Annotated in this window: 14 protein-coding genes; 9 read left to right on the top strand and 5 right to left on the bottom strand. The window is 53.6% G+C overall.

Going from position 1 to position 13,388, the window contains the following annotated elements:
* Positions 1-103 precede the first annotated feature (103 nt).
* Both ABLU67_RS15550 and ABLU67_RS15545 read left to right on the top strand, forming a co-directional pair.
* Positions 104-991, top strand: coding sequence for a dihydrodipicolinate synthase family protein (locus ABLU67_RS15550; protein ID WP_348852369.1), 888 nt, complete (start codon positions 104-106; stop codon positions 989-991).
* A gap of 66 nt (positions 992-1,057) precedes the next feature.
* Positions 1,058-1,726, top strand: a complete 669-nt coding sequence (locus ABLU67_RS15545) for a YecA family protein (RefSeq protein WP_014229873.1) — start codon at positions 1,058-1,060, stop codon at positions 1,724-1,726.
* Positions 1,727-1,754: 28 nt separating this feature from the next.
* Here the strand turns inward: ABLU67_RS15545 and tyrP are convergent, their stop codons facing one another.
* Positions 1,755-2,966: a tyrosine transporter TyrP gene (tyrP, locus tag ABLU67_RS15540; RefSeq protein ID WP_025106109.1), complete on the bottom strand. Its 1,212-nt coding sequence runs from the start codon at positions 2,964-2,966 to the stop codon at positions 1,755-1,757.
* Between the two features lie 194 nt (positions 2,967-3,160).
* Between tyrP and ABLU67_RS15535 the strand changes: the two genes are divergently transcribed.
* On the top strand, positions 3,161-3,400 hold the full coding sequence (locus ABLU67_RS15535) for a YecH family metal-binding protein (protein ID WP_004852186.1): 240 nt from the start codon (positions 3,161-3,163) through the stop codon (positions 3,398-3,400).
* 42 nt (positions 3,401-3,442) lie between these two features.
* Here ABLU67_RS15535 and ftnA read toward each other — a convergent pair whose 3' ends face one another.
* Positions 3,443-3,940, bottom strand: coding sequence for a non-heme ferritin (gene ftnA, locus ABLU67_RS15530; RefSeq protein WP_348852368.1), 498 nt, complete (start codon positions 3,938-3,940; stop codon positions 3,443-3,445).
* Positions 3,941-4,362: 422 nt separating this feature from the next.
* Between ftnA and ABLU67_RS15525 the strand changes: the two genes are divergently transcribed.
* Positions 4,363-5,001, top strand: coding sequence for an RpiB/LacA/LacB family sugar-phosphate isomerase (locus ABLU67_RS15525; RefSeq protein WP_014229871.1), 639 nt, complete (start codon positions 4,363-4,365; stop codon positions 4,999-5,001).
* Positions 5,002-5,053: 52 nt separating this feature from the next.
* Here ABLU67_RS15525 and ABLU67_RS15520 read toward each other — a convergent pair whose 3' ends face one another.
* Positions 5,054-6,475 carry an MFS transporter gene (locus ABLU67_RS15520; RefSeq protein ID WP_348852367.1) on the bottom strand — a complete coding sequence of 474 codons (1,422 nt, stop codon included), beginning with the start codon at positions 6,473-6,475 and terminating at the stop codon, positions 5,054-5,056.
* 207 nt (positions 6,476-6,682) lie between these two features.
* Here ABLU67_RS15520 and azuC point away from each other — a divergent pair, with 207 nt between their 5' ends.
* Both azuC and ABLU67_RS15510 read left to right on the top strand, forming a co-directional pair.
* Positions 6,683-6,766, top strand: coding sequence for a stress response protein AzuC (azuC, locus tag ABLU67_RS15515; RefSeq protein ID WP_014229869.1), 84 nt, complete (start codon positions 6,683-6,685; stop codon positions 6,764-6,766).
* 79 nt (positions 6,767-6,845) lie between these two features.
* Positions 6,846-7,097 (top strand): DUF2766 family protein, encoded by a 252-nt coding sequence (locus ABLU67_RS15510; protein ID WP_004103438.1) that lies wholly within the window; start codon positions 6,846-6,848, stop codon positions 7,095-7,097.
* A 46-nt stretch (positions 7,098-7,143) separates the two neighbouring features.
* On the opposite strand, the gene ABLU67_RS15505 is transcribed toward ABLU67_RS15510, so the two are convergent.
* Positions 7,144-8,655: an MFS transporter gene (locus ABLU67_RS15505; protein ID WP_192830783.1), complete on the bottom strand. Its 1,512-nt coding sequence runs from the start codon at positions 8,653-8,655 to the stop codon at positions 7,144-7,146.
* 324 nt (positions 8,656-8,979) lie between these two features.
* A complete protein-coding gene (locus ABLU67_RS15500; RefSeq protein WP_048260981.1) occupies positions 8,980-9,483 on the bottom strand; it encodes a non-heme ferritin-like protein in 504 nt (167 codons plus the stop codon).
* 499 nt (positions 9,484-9,982) lie between these two features.
* Between ABLU67_RS15500 and ABLU67_RS15495 the strand changes: the two genes are divergently transcribed.
* The 3 genes from ABLU67_RS15495 to araG all read left to right on the top strand — a co-directional run bounded on the left by ABLU67_RS15495 (position 9,983) and on the right by araG (position 13,386).
* Positions 9,983-10,540, top strand: coding sequence for a DJ-1/PfpI family protein (locus ABLU67_RS15495; protein WP_032693589.1), 558 nt, complete (start codon positions 9,983-9,985; stop codon positions 10,538-10,540).
* A gap of 288 nt (positions 10,541-10,828) precedes the next feature.
* Positions 10,829-11,809 (top strand): arabinose ABC transporter substrate-binding protein, encoded by a 981-nt coding sequence (locus tag ABLU67_RS15490; RefSeq protein WP_004852174.1) that lies wholly within the window; start codon positions 10,829-10,831, stop codon positions 11,807-11,809.
* Positions 11,810-11,871: 62 nt separating this feature from the next.
* Positions 11,872-13,386, top strand: a complete 1,515-nt coding sequence (gene araG, locus ABLU67_RS15485) for an L-arabinose ABC transporter ATP-binding protein AraG (protein ID WP_025106113.1) — start codon at positions 11,872-11,874, stop codon at positions 13,384-13,386.
* The last annotated feature ends 2 nt before the right edge of the window (positions 13,387-13,388 follow it).

Below are 13,388 nucleotides of genomic sequence, written 5' to 3'. Positions count from 1 at the left end.
TGAACCTCAGCCCCACCTCATTCATTTTTGTCATAGGACAAAACCCGCTTCTGTTGTTACTCTGTGTCGGCAATCTATCATTATCTCAATAAGTGGGGATGAAATGTTTACTGGCCTCTGCGCTTTTCCTCTGACTCCGTTACATCAGCATGGCGTTGATGAAACCGCTTTTGCCCGGATTGTCACTCGCCTCGCCGAATCTGCCGTCGATGCTCTCGGCGTGCTCGGTTCCACGGGAAGCTATGCCTGGCTCAGCCGCGAGCAGAGAATGCAAGTTATCCGACAGGCCAAATCGCATGCCGGAGCGGTGCCGCTTATGGCAGGGATCGGCGCGTTGGGGACCGATCGGGTCCTTCGTCTGGCAGAGGATGCGCAGCGGGCTGGCGCCAATGCGCTGCTCCTGCCGGCAATCGCCTATCAGCCACTGACGGAAGAGGAGATTTTTGCTTTTTACCAGACCGTCACCCGCGAAGTCTCCGTGCCCGTCTGCGTTTACGACAACCCCGTTACCACGCATGTGACGACCTCGGATGCGCTTAAAGGCGCGATCGCTGCGCTGCCGGGAATCGCCTCAATTAAAATACCGGGTCCCGCTAAAAATGACGTCACACGGCGCGTTCAGAGCCTGCGGCGGCAGCTACCGGCTGAGGTGACGATCGGGATTAGCGGAGACGCCTGCGCGGCCGATGGCCTGAACGCCGGCTGCGAAGTCTGGTATTCGGTGTGCGGCGGCCTGTTCCCGCACGTCGCCAAAGAGCTGACGGCGGCCGCGACGCGGGGGGAGGCTCAGCGGGCGGAGGCAATAAGCGCCAGGCTGGAGCCGCTGTGGACGCTCTACAGAAAGTATGGCGGAAGCCTGCGGGTCACTGCCGCAGCGGCGACGATCCTCGGTATGTGCGGTGAGGATTGTTTGCCGCGCCCCCTGTTACCGCTTTCGCCGGATGCCTTTCGTGAGATTGCTGAGACGCTGCGCAGCCTGAACCTTGAGTAGCCGGGTGGTTTTCTCTCGCTATTTCCGCTACTGTAAGCGCCATTTTTTACGACGATGAGCCTGTTTATGAAAACTGGACCCCTGAACGAAAGCGAAGTTGAATGGCTGGACGATATCCTGTCGAAATACGCGGTAGAAGGCACCATCATGGACGTTGCCGAGCTTGATGGGCTGCTGACGGCCATTCTCTCCGGGCCGACGGAGATTGAACCCGCGCAGTGGCTGCTTGCTATCTGGGGCGGAGCGGATAACGTGCCGCGCTGGGCCAACGATCGCGAGCGGGATCGTTTTGTGAACCTGACGCTGCAGCAAATGAGCGATATTGCCGAGCGCTTGAGCGATTATCCCGAACAGTTCGAACCGATGTTCGGCAGCCGCGAAGAGGAAGGGCAGGAGCTCACGATTGTTGAAGAGTGGTGCTTCGGCTATATGCGCGGAGTGGGGCTGAGCGACTGGTCCGCGTTGCCGGCTGAGCTGCAGGCGGAGCTGGACGTGATTGCCCTGCACGGTACCGAGGAGCGATTTGAGGCGCTTGATGAATTATCCGCGGAAGAGTTTGTCGCCAGCGTTGAGCGAATTCGTCCTGCCGCCCTGGCGCTTTATAACTACTGGACTGAGCACGCGCAACCGGCGGAAGTTCAGCAGCCCATCCGGAATGAGGCGAAGGTGGGGCGCAACGATCCTTGCCCGTGCGGCAGCGGTAAGAAATATAAGCAGTGCTGTTTAGCCAAATAAAAGAGGGGGCCAATATGGCCCCTTCTTTTTACCCTACCGCGGGCAGCAAGCCTGCGACAATCGCAAACTGGATCGCGACGATGCCGATCCCGCAGAGCAGGACGAGCCACAGCGCCGCTGAGCCTCCTGCGACCCGCCATGCTGCATCAGGATGCTGTTTGCGGCTCTTCATGACCAGCAGCGCAGGCAGCATGAGCGCCAGCACGGCCAGCGCGACGCCCGCATAGCCTAACGCCATCACGAAGCCACGCGGATAAAATAGCGCGAACGCCAGCGGGGGCAAAAAGGTAATCAGGCCGCTCTGTATCCGTCCACCGGCGCTGTTCTGGCGTTGAAACAGATCGGCCAGATAGTCGAATAACCCAAGCGCCACGCCGAGAAATGACGTCGCCAGCGCCAGATCGGCAAACAGATGCACCGCCAGCTCAACGTGCGGTGAGGCGACCACTTCGCGGATAGCTTCCAGCAGCCCGTTAAGCCCGGCATTTTTTGCCAGCAGCGCGGTAAAGACGGGAGAGTCAATGCTGCCGAGCGTCGCCAGCTGCCAGAAAATATAGGCGACCAGGGGAATAAAGCTCCCGATGACAAATACCCGACGCAGCTTGCGAATATCCCCGCCCAGATAGCTCACAATACTGGGTATGCTGCCGTGAAAACCAAACGAAGTAAAAATCACCGGAATCGCTGACAGAGCCAGTCCCTGCTGTAGCGGCAGCGTCAGTAAATTTACCTGGTGAATATGCGGCAGCAGCAGAGCCAGCATAATGGCGAGAAAGATAATTTTTGCGCTGAACAGAAAGCGGTTAAAAAGATCGACCAGCGAGGTTCCGATACACACTACCGTCCCGCCGATCCCGGTAAAAATCAGGACGCCTGCCGCAGGAGGCAGTCGCCAGTCCAGCCACTGGTTGAGGCTGGAGGCCAGCAGCTCGCCGGCGCCGCTAATATAGGCGGCGGTGAGAGCGTACAGCAGAAACAGCATGCAAAAACCGGTAGCCCACTGCCCGTAGCGGCCGAGATAGCGCGCGGCCAGCGACCCCAGTCCCATATCAGCCGGCACGTGCTGATACACTTCCAGCAGCAATAAGGCGGTATAACACATCAGCGCCCACAGCGTTATCAGCAAACCAAACGTTACGCCGAAACCCACGCCCGCCGAGGCCAGCGGCATCGCTAACATCCCTGCGCCGATTGTAGTGCCGGCAACGATTAAAATACTACCCAGAGTGCGGTTCTTCACGCTTTTCTCTATCCATTACGGAATACACAATTAATTATGCCGCGCAGAGTATGTGAAATCAGTGAGTTCGTCAAATGAGGGTTACAGGGGGTGTAATGATAACTTTACGATGCCAGAGGTTTGCGCGAAAGCTGCGCTGGCGCAAGAATCCGCCGCCCTGGCTGGTTTATTCTTCGGCCTTTACGGGAGGGGTTATGCCATCGATTCATGGTCACGAAGTGCTGCAAATGATGATTTCATCAGGCGAGTCTTACACTGTTGCTACGCTGGAAGCGGCGATTATCGACCGTTTTGGGAAAGAGGTTCGATTCCATACCTGCTCGGCGGAAAATCTGAGCGCGGCGGAGCTGGTGGCGTTTTTGCAGAAAAAAGGCAAATTTATTGCCGCTGAGGAAGGATTTAATACGCACGAAAGTAAAATTTGCCGCCATTAATACTCATACGGCAGCGAACGCCGGGCGTCGCTGCCGTAATGATTAATTTTGTGTGTCGAGCGTTGCCAGCTCTTTATCAATAAAGTACAGGCCTTCACCGCTTTTACCGGCAAGGGTCAATTTATCAATAACGGATTTAAACAGTTTCTCTTCTTCGTGCTGCTCAGCAACGTACCACTGCAGGAAATTAAATGTTGGATAATCCTGGCTGGCCATTGCCGCATGGGCCAGTTCGTTAATTTTCTGCGTAATCAGCTGTTCATGTTCGTAGGTGACGCGAAATAGCTCATCCAGGGACGCATATTCGGCGAAAGGTGAGGCGATAGCCGTGATGCAGGGCAGGCTGCCGGTATCGGTCAGATAGTCGAACAGGCGCTGCATATGGGTCATTTCTTCCTGCGCGTGGCGACGCAAAAACGCGGCGGCGCCTTCAAAACTGTGGTAGCTGCACCAGGCGCTCATTTGCTGATAAAGCAGAGAGGAATAAAGTTCGAGATTCATCTGCGCATTCAGCTTGTCGATCATTTCAGTTTTTAGCATCAGGCTGCTCCGGAAAATAGAATTAAGGATTATTGTGCGCTCACTATAATTTGTTATTAATTTATTTGCAAAAAGTAAATTAATAAAATCATTTATTAATAATGCAAATGGGAATAACACGCATTGGCGATTTAAAAATAATGAGAATGGTTTTAATTTAATATTCTATGCGAAAAATCGTTGAGCCTAATTTAGCGGTGAAAATAGACCCGCCCGATGGCCGCGGCGGGATTAGCCTGACGCGGGTAAGGGTGGGGGGATGCCGTACCAGCCGGGGGCGGAAGTCAAAAGTGTGAGGTGAGATGCAATTTATAAAACAACTTTTCATAAAATTTGAAAGTATGTTCGTAAGGTAGTATTGTTCATAGCAACGCTAACGAACTATCGCGGGAGTGCCCGCAGAGCATTCAGGAGAGTAAAGCATGAAAATCGCACTGATGATGGAAAACAGCCAGGCGAACAAAAACGCCATCATCCTCAATGAGTTAAACGCTGTTGCTGAAGAAAAAGGCTTCCCGGTTTACAACGTCGGTATGAGCGATGAAAACGATCATCACCTGACCTATATTCATCTGGGGATCATGGCCAGTATCCTGCTGAATTCGAAAGCGGTGGACTTTGTGGTGACCGGCTGCGGTACCGGGCAGGGCGCGCTGATGTCGCTGAATATTCACCCTGGCGTGGTATGCGGCTACTGTATCGACCCTGCTGATGCCTTCCTGTTTGCGCAGATCAACAACGGTAACGCGCTTTCTCTGCCGTTTGCGAAGGGTTTTGGCTGGGGCGCAGAGCTGAACGTACGCTTTATCTTTGAAAAAGCTTTTACCGGCCGCAACGGCGAAGGTTATCCGCCGGAGCGTAAAGAGCCTCAGGTGCGTAACGCCGGGATCCTGAACGCGGTTAAAGCGGCGGTGGTTAAGGAAAACTATCTGGATACGCTGCGCGCGATCGATCCGGAGCTGGTGAAAACCGCCGTTTCTGGCCCTCGTTTCCAGCAGTGCTTCTTTGAGAACTGCCAGGATAAAGAGATCGAAGCGTTTGTGCGCCAGATCGTCGGTTAATATCCCGTCATGATGAGATGCTAAAGGCCAGCGCTGCTGGCCTTTTCTTTGGCTACTTCTTTTTGTTCGATACGCTGCTACCCGCCTCTTTGGCCAGATGCAGGCTATCAATCATGCCGACCAGGCAAATCAGCGCGATAAAAATAAACGACAGGCGGAAGCTGATGCCCGGCAGGTGAGAAAGCGTAAACCATTCGCTGAACGTTTCCCCAAGACGAATACCTATCGCGCCGAGCGTGATGCCCAGCCCCACGGCCAGCTGTGACGCGGTGCTGAACAGGGTATTGGCGTAGCTCATTTGCGCGGAAGGCACATCGGCAAACGCGAGCGTGCTGATGCCGGTAAACTGGATAGAACGGAAGACCCCGCCGAGATAGAGAATCACAAAGATCAGCCAAACCGGCGTTTGCGGCGTTAAAAAAACGCAGGCCAGCAGCGACAAAACGTTTAATGCGCCGTTAATCAGCAGCAGGCGGCGAAAGCCCAGCCAGCGGATCAGCGGCGTTGTGAGGGGCTTGATGGTTAAGTTGCCGACGAACACGGCCAGCACCAGCAGCCCCGAGTGGAAGGGGTCCATACCAAATCCGACCTGGAAAAGCAGCGGCAGCAGAAACGGCACGGCGCTAATGGAGGCGCGGAACAGGGAACCGCCGTACATGGTGACCCGGAAGGTGGGGATCTTGAGCGCATCAAGGCGCACCATCGGCCACCTGGTGCGGCGGAAGTGCCGCAGCGCGAAGAGCATGCAGCCCAGGCCCAACGCCAGCAGCGCCAGCGTCTGCCAGCCCAGAGGCTGGCGATCGCCGAGCAGCTCCATGGCGGCGACCAGGCTAACCATCGCCACCGAGGTGGCAACAAAGCCGGAAAGGTCGAAGGGGCGCTGCTCATCTTCGCGAATATTCGGAATGATACGCAGCGACAGGGCGATAGCGATAAGCCCGAGCGGCACGTTAATAAAGAAGATCCAGTGCCAGCTGGCGTAGCGGGTGATAAATCCGCCCAGCGGTGGGCCAATAATGGGCGCGACCAGCGCCGGCCAGGTCAGGGTGGCAATCGCCTTAATCAACTGGTGCTTCGGTGTGGTACGTAGTACCGCCAGCCGGCCAACGGGCACCATCAGCGCGCCGCCTATCCCCTGAAGAATACGCATCGCGACGAACACATCGACGTTGGTCGACAGCCCGCAAAATATCGACGCCAGGGTAAAAATCGCCAGCGCGAGAGTAAAGATTTTCCGCGCGCCAAAACGATCGGCGATCCAGCCGCTGGCCGGTATCAGAACCGCAAGGGTAATAAGATAAGCGCTAATCCCGATATTGAGGTCGACCGCCGTCACGACAAAATCTTTCGCCATGTCGGGCAGGGCGGTGGCTATCACCGTGCCGTCGAGAAACTCCATAAAAAAGGCGCCAGCCACCAGCAGCGCAGGTGCTGAAAAAGAACGGTCGTCCCTGGAAGAGGTGTGTGTACTCATTATTGTGTCGCTGCCATAGCAAAGAGAGCGCAGATTGGTCCGGAGCGTTCGGCTCTTCACTATCCGGTTCTGCTCATTTTGTTTAAAAATTAAATTATTTTGGTAAAAAATAGGTGATTTAGCGCACGTTTATATTGATTTTTGTGATGTAAGTCATATTATAACCATCAGGGCATTAACACCTGCATAACAAAAATGGAGTCAACCATGAAACTGCGCAAAATCCTGAAGAGCATGTTCGAAAACTACTGCAAAACCTTCAAAGACGTACCGCCTGGCGCTATGTTCTGATAAAAAAACCTGCTGCGGCAGGTTTTTTTATATCCCGGGATTTAGGGTACTATTACGCTCCTGAAAAAAGGAGTGAAAAATGTCTCAACATCTTACCGAGCACGACGAGCTGGTCTCTGACGTGGTTGCCTGCCAGTTAGTTATTAAACAGATCCTCGACGTCATTGATATCATCGCCCCCGTCGAGGTGCGCGAAAAAATGACCACCCAGCTGAAAGCCATCGATTTTGCCAGCCACCCGGCATCGGCTGACCCGGTGACCCTGCGGGCGGTACAAAAGGCCATCGCGCTGATTGAACTGAAATTCACCCCGCAGGAAGAAGCGCACTAGCGGCGTCAGCCCCGCCATCATTATGATAGCGGGGCGTTATCACCTGTTAGTGGGAGACGGCGGTTTGAACGGCGCCTTCCTGCGTATCTTTAAACAGCCTGCTGTTGCCCCAGCACTCTTCGTAACGGTGGCCGACTAAATCTTCAACGACAAGGCGAACGTCCGGTGTGATATCGGCGATCTTACCGCCTGCTTTAATACGCGCGACTTCCTGCAGCACTACCAGATGCGCCTTGCGATCGAGTTTCATCTGCTTACTGAACACAATGGCTGCCAGCGCCAGCAGAATCACGCCCGCACAAAACACCACCGCAATCGCGGTGACCGCGCTCTCTGGCTGCGTATGCGCTTTCGACTGAAAGCCGTAGAAGCTGAGGATCGCCCCCATGGAAAAGACGATAATCGAGCGCAAAATTTTACCGGAGAAGGTCATGGCTCCCGCATAGATCCCTTCGCGGCGACGGCCGGTATAGATTTCATCGACATCCGCCAAAAAGGTGTAAACGGTCCAGGGAATATAGTACACGCCGCCGGTGCCCAGGCCGAAGAGTACGGTAATGCCAAACATCAGGATGGTGGCCAGGCTTGAAGGCAGGTGGAAGAACCACAGCGAGGTGTAGAGCAGCACGGCAAAGATAACCACGCTCAGCGCCAGAATATACGGCTTACTGAAGCCTTTCTTCACGCACAGGCCGATAAACAGGGCCGTTGATACCAGCTGCAGGATGGAGTTGAGACTGTTAAGCCCGGCCACCATCGCCGGATCGTGCTGCAGCACGAATATAACAAAGTAGGTGAAGATCGAGGCAAAAAGCCACTCGGCGCCGAAGCCGCAGAGATACATGCCCAGGTGTTTGCGGAATACGCGCAGGTAAAACGTTGAGCGCATATCTTTCGCCAGCATGAGCAGAGTATTGAACAGTCCCTTTTTCTCTCCCTTGCTTATCTCCTCTTCGCGGGGACGCTCCCAGCTGCAGTACCACAGGCAGGAGATGGCCACGACAAGAATGACGCCGTAGGTCAGCCCGGTGAGAAAAAACGGGGTGGCGGATTCTTTACCATAAAGCAGGATGAACTGCCCGGGGATAAATGCCGCGAGAAAGTTGGCCAGTTTGCCGAAAATCGCTTTATAACCGGTAAGCTTCGAACGCAGTGAGAAATCGTCGGTCATTTCGGTCGCCAATGTTTCATAGGGGACCATAATCGAGGTATAAATGATTTCAAAGACGACGTAGGTGCACAGGTAGTACCAAAAGCCGAGGCCTTCTACCCACAGCAGCGGGTAGAACATCATCAGCGGAATGCCAATCAACAAAAAGAAACGGCGACGACCAAAGCGTTTACCCAGCCGCGTTTTGCCAAAGTTATCGGTGAGATAGCCCATCAGCGGGTTACTAATTGCGTCGATAATGCTGGCGACGGAAAAAATAAAGGAGGCTTCGATCAGCGTCAGCCCACAGAAGGTTGTATAAAAATAGAGCAGCCATGCGCCGCTGATCGCCAGTGCGCCGCTTCCCAGTAAATTCCCGCCGCCGTAGGCTAACTGATGGCGTAACAAAATCGGTCTTCCCTGCAGCCCCTGTGGGGCTGAAGCCGTATATCTTGCCATTAAAGTAAACTCCGTGTTTTAAATTTTTGAAACAGTGTTTTTATATTCTCAACCCGTAGTTTTAAATGTGATCCAGATCACCAATACCCTGCTAATTCCTCCGGCGGAGCAGGAATGAGATCTGGTTAAAAGTTTTTAATGCTTTTCTGGAATAAAAACGGCACCGAAGCGCCGAAAAAGAAGGGGGACAGGGAACCTGCGATTAAAGAGAGCGCTGGCCCGAACAGGCGAATTCTGATGATTTATCGCCGGCGAGCATCCGCCGGCATGGCGTTATACGCGCTGTTGACTGACCAGATCCAGCAGGTGGCTATCGGTTTGTTGTACGCTGGTTCCGGCATTTTTCGCATGACGGATTTCTTCGAGAATGGTCTCCAGCAGCATGCCATCCTGATCCTGCTCTTCAGCAAGCAGCGTCAGAAAACGCAGGGTTGATTCATCGCTTTGCGCCTTCGCCTCTTCCGCCAGGCTGGAAAGTATCGTGCTGCGCTGCTGATAATCTTCCACGGTTTTGCTAAAGAGATCTTCCAGGGACGAACATTCAGTGCCGTAGGTTCCTTCTGCTTTCACAACGGGCCAGGCGCCTGATTTTTTCATAAAATCAAAGACCCGCATCATCTGCGTGATACTGGCTTGCGCTCGGTTACGGAGAAAAGTGGCGGTACCGTTCAACCGTTGCTGAGTACACCATTCGCTCAAATGCAGATACAAATTTGAGGTATAGAACTCAAGATTCATCTGGTTATTCAGCTTTTGAACCATTCCTGGTACGGCCATACAAATATCCTTATTCACTTTGGAGGGGGCGGCGTCATATCTTGACGCATCTACATCAGGGTCGCCTTAGAAATTACGGTGCACAGAGAGAGTCCTGAGTAATAGTATTCAGGATTTCTGTACAGCCGTTTGAATTAAATTTCTTATCTCAACAAATATAGAATAGCGCCATATTTGAATTAAGAAAACTCTCAATGAGTGATATTTACATTTCGTTACAACATCCGTATTTATCTTGAAAAGAGGGTCTTTTGTAAGAACAAAGTCTGATGTTTAACGATCGCATATAAGCTTATTTTGCTGATTTTAAATGTTTTTATTTCCGCGCCTCATTAATTGATAGCAGTTCTAATGATTTTGTTGAAATTGTGTTTTAAAAATAATGATTAATAATTCTATTTTGTGGTAGCCTGCGAGTGAGAAAATGATGAGGTTAATTTAAAAAGATGCTGCTTTTGTAAACACATTATTGCTAACAGGCTATCTGAAGGAGTCGGAAATGAAAAAAGTTGCGGTGCTGCTGGCACCGGGTTTTGAGGAAGGTGAAGCGATTGTGGTGATTGATATTCTTCGCCGCTTACACCTCGATGTCGAACTGCTCTCCTGCGCCGATTCGCGCGCGGTGGTGAGCTATCACGATATCCCCATGGTGGCGGACAGCACGCTAACAGAGCGCGCCGGGATACTGTACGACGCGGTGGTTCTGCCCGGCGGCCCGCAGGGAAGCGTCAATCTTGCCGCCAGCCGGGACGTCGTGGCGTTTATTTCGGCCCACGATACCGCGGGAAAGCTGATCTGTCCGATCTGTTCGGCGGCGGCGAGAGTGCTCGGCGGCAACGGGCTGCTCAAGGGGCGACGCTACGTCTGTTCGGGAGAGTTATGGCAGCACGTCACGGACGGAGAGTACGTGGACCAGGCGGTAGTGGAGGACGGTAATTTGATTAGCGGTAAAGGCCTGGGACACGTTTTTGACTTTTCATTTACCGTAGCCGCCCGTTTATTGGGGGATGAGGCGCCCGTTCGCAATCATGCGGAGCACATTTATTGTCGCTGGTAATCTCTACAGGGATAACTCTGCTGATGATATAGAGAATATTGCTACGGCCTGCGCTAATTGTCTGACAATTAGCGCTTTTTTTATGTCATTTTTCGCTGTTTATATGCACGCAATTACTGTAATTCCGCGATGTGATTGGGCTCTCGTATGGAGAAATAATTTCCGGTTAATACTATTTAAACAACGGCACTCAGCGTTGAGATTTTTCTAATGCCTTGTTTTTCGTCCGATTAAAAATTTAAGACTTATTATTCCCTACATAAAAGCGAATTAAAGCTGGAGTTTACCATGCACAAATTTACTAAAGCGCTGGCGGCAATCGGTCTTGCCGCGGTTATGTCACAATCAGCTATGGCTGAGACGCTTAAGCTGGGTTTTCTGGTGAAACAGCCTGAAGAGCCATGGTTTCAAACCGAGTGGAAATTTGCCGATAAGGCCGGTAAAGATTTAGGTTTCGATGTCATTAAAATTGCTGTGCCCGACGGCGAGAAAACCCTGAACGCGATAGATAGCCTGGCGGCTAGCGGAGCCAAAGGCTTCGTCATTTGCACCCCGGATCCGAAGCTCGGGGCGGCCATTGTCGCCAAAGCGCGCGGCTATGATATGAAAGTGATTACCGTTGATGACCAGTTCGTCAACGCCAAAGGCAAACCGATGGACAGCGTACCGCTGGTGATGATGGCGGCCAGCGAAATCGGCGCGCGCCAGGGGCAGGAGCTCTATAAAGAGATGCAGAAACGCGGTTGGGACGTGAAGGATACCGCGGTTATGGCCATTACTTCCGACGAGCTGGATACCGCCCGCCGCCGCACTACCGGCTCAATGGACGCTCTGAAAGCCGCCGGTTTCCCGGAGCAACAAATCTATCGCGTGCCAACCAAATCTAACGACATCCCCGGCGCGTTTGACGCCGGTAACTCCATGCTGGTTCAACATCCTAATGTTAAGCACTGGCTGATCGTCGGCATGAACGACAACACCGTGCTGGGCGGCGTGCGCGCCACCGAAGGCCAGGGCTTTAAAGCGCCTGACGTTATCGGGATCGGTATCAACGGCGTCGATGCGGTGAACGAACTTTCTAAAGCGCAGGCCACCGGTTTCTATGGCTCTTTACTGCCAAGCCCGGATATTCACGGCTATAAAACCAGCGAAATGCTTTACAACTGGGTGACAAAAGACGTTGAACCGCCGAAATTCACCGCGGTAACCGACGTGGTGCTGATTACCCGCGACAACTTTAAAGAAGAGCTGGCGAAAAAAGGGCTGTAAGGCCAGTTGACCGGGCCTCTTGCCTTGGCGCGAGAGGCTCTGTACAGAAAAGCGGAGTCGTTATGCAACAGTCTACCCCTTATCTCTCATTCCACGGCATCACCATGACATTCCCGGGCGTTAAAGCGCTGTCCGATATTAGCTTTGGCTGCTATGCCGGACAGGTGCACGCCCTGATGGGAGAAAACGGCGCCGGGAAATCCACGCTGCTGAAAATTCTCAGCGGCAACTACATACCGACCGCCGGCAACCTGCAAATCCGCGGCCAGCAGATGACGTTTACCCACACCACCGAGGCGCTGAACGCCGGGGTGGCCATTATCTATCAGGAGCTGCATCTGATCCCGGAAATGACCGTGGCGGAAAATATCTACCTCGGGCAGCTGCCGCATAAAGGCGGGATTGTGAACCGGTCGCTGCTGAATTATGAAGCCGGCCTACAGCTGAAGCATCTGGGGCTGGATATCGATCCGGAAACGCCGCTCAAGTATCTCTCTATCGGCCAGTGGCAGATGGTGGAGATCGCCAAGGCGCTGGCGCGTAACGCAAAAATTATCGCCTTTGATGAGCCGACCAGCTCCCTGTCTGCGCGGGAAATCGAAAACCTGTTTCGGGTTATCCGCGAGCTGCGCCAGGAAGGACGGGTCATTATTTACGTTTCCCACCGCATGGAAGAGATCTTCGCGTTAAGCGACGCGATTACGGTATTCAAAGATGGTCGCTACGTGCGCACCTTCGACAATATGCAAGAGGTTAACCACGACGCGCTGGTACAGGCGATGGTGGGGCGCGAGCTGGGCGATATCTACGGCTGGCAGCCGCGCGAATATGGCAAAGAGCGTTTGCGTCTTGAACAGGTGAAGGCGCCAGGCGTGCGGCAGCCCGTCAGCCTTTCGGTGCGCAGCGGAGAAATCGTCGGCCTGTTTGGGCTGGTTGGCGCCGGGCGCAGCGAGCTCATGAAAGGCTTATTCGGCGGCAGCAGAATAACCGGCGGCCAGGTTTATATCGACGGGGAGGCCATTGATATTCGCAAGCCGGCTCAGGCGATTCAGGCCGGGATGATGCTCTGCCCGGAAGACCGCAAAGCGGAGGGGATTATTCCGGTCCACTCGGTGCGCGACAACATCAATATCAGCGCTCGCCGCAAGCATATTCTCGCCGGCTGCGTTATCAACAACGCCTGGGAAGCGCAGAACGCCGACCAGCATATCAAATCGCTGAATATCAAAACGCCCGGCGCCGAGCAGCTGATTATGAACCTCTCCGGCGGCAATCAGCAGAAGGCGATCCTCGGCCGCTGGCTGTCGGAAGAGATGAAAGTCATCCTGCTTGACGAGCCAACGCGCGGTATTGACGTGGGCGCTAAACATGAAATCTACAACGTTATCTACGCATTAGCGGCATCGGGCGTCGCGGTGGTCTTTGCCTCCAGCGATTTACCGGAAGTTCTCGGCGTCGCCGATCGCATTGTTGTGATGCGCGAGGGTGAGATCGCCGGAGAGCTGCTGCATGAACATGCGAATGAACAGCAGGCATTGAGCCTTGCCATGCCAAAAGTGAGCCAGGCGGTCGCCTGAGT

It is taken from the genome of Klebsiella sp. GN_Kp190 (assembly GCF_040061795.1).
In the GTDB taxonomy this organism is placed as follows: domain Bacteria; phylum Pseudomonadota; class Gammaproteobacteria; order Enterobacterales; family Enterobacteriaceae; genus Klebsiella; species Klebsiella michiganensis.
Note: the sequence above shows the minus strand (reverse complement) of the source record. Positions and strands in the feature narration are given on the sequence as shown.

What these genes read in the sequence shown, in the direction of transcription:
- ABLU67_RS15490 (WP_004852174.1), top strand. Translation starts at nt 10,829, where the DNA reads ATGCACAAATTTACTAAAGCGCTGGCGGCAATCGGTCTTGCCGCGGTT.
- ABLU67_RS15545 (WP_014229873.1), top strand. Translation starts at nt 1,058, where the DNA reads ATGAAAACTGGACCCCTGAACGAAAGCGAAGTTGAATGGCTGGACGAT.
- ABLU67_RS15510 (WP_004103438.1), top strand. Translation starts at nt 6,846, where the DNA reads ATGTCTCAACATCTTACCGAGCACGACGAGCTGGTCTCTGACGTGGTT.
- ftnA (WP_348852368.1), bottom strand. Translation starts at nt 3,940, where the DNA reads ATGCTAAAAACTGAAATGATCGACAAGCTGAATGCGCAGATGAATCTC.
- ABLU67_RS15495 (WP_032693589.1), top strand. Translation starts at nt 9,983, where the DNA reads ATGAAAAAAGTTGCGGTGCTGCTGGCACCGGGTTTTGAGGAAGGTGAA.
- ABLU67_RS15520 (WP_348852367.1), bottom strand. Translation starts at nt 6,475, where the DNA reads ATGAGTACACACACCTCTTCCAGGGACGACCGTTCTTTTTCAGCACCT.
- ABLU67_RS15525 (WP_014229871.1), top strand. Translation starts at nt 4,363, where the DNA reads ATGAAAATCGCACTGATGATGGAAAACAGCCAGGCGAACAAAAACGCC.
- ABLU67_RS15550 (WP_348852369.1), top strand. Translation starts at nt 104, where the DNA reads ATGTTTACTGGCCTCTGCGCTTTTCCTCTGACTCCGTTACATCAGCAT.
- ABLU67_RS15535 (WP_004852186.1), top strand. Translation starts at nt 3,161, where the DNA reads ATGCCATCGATTCATGGTCACGAAGTGCTGCAAATGATGATTTCATCA.
- araG (WP_025106113.1), top strand. Translation starts at nt 11,872, where the DNA reads ATGCAACAGTCTACCCCTTATCTCTCATTCCACGGCATCACCATGACA.
- ABLU67_RS15500 (WP_048260981.1), bottom strand. Translation starts at nt 9,483, where the DNA reads ATGGCCGTACCAGGAATGGTTCAAAAGCTGAATAACCAGATGAATCTT.
- azuC (WP_014229869.1), top strand. Translation starts at nt 6,683, where the DNA reads ATGAAACTGCGCAAAATCCTGAAGAGCATGTTCGAAAACTACTGCAAA.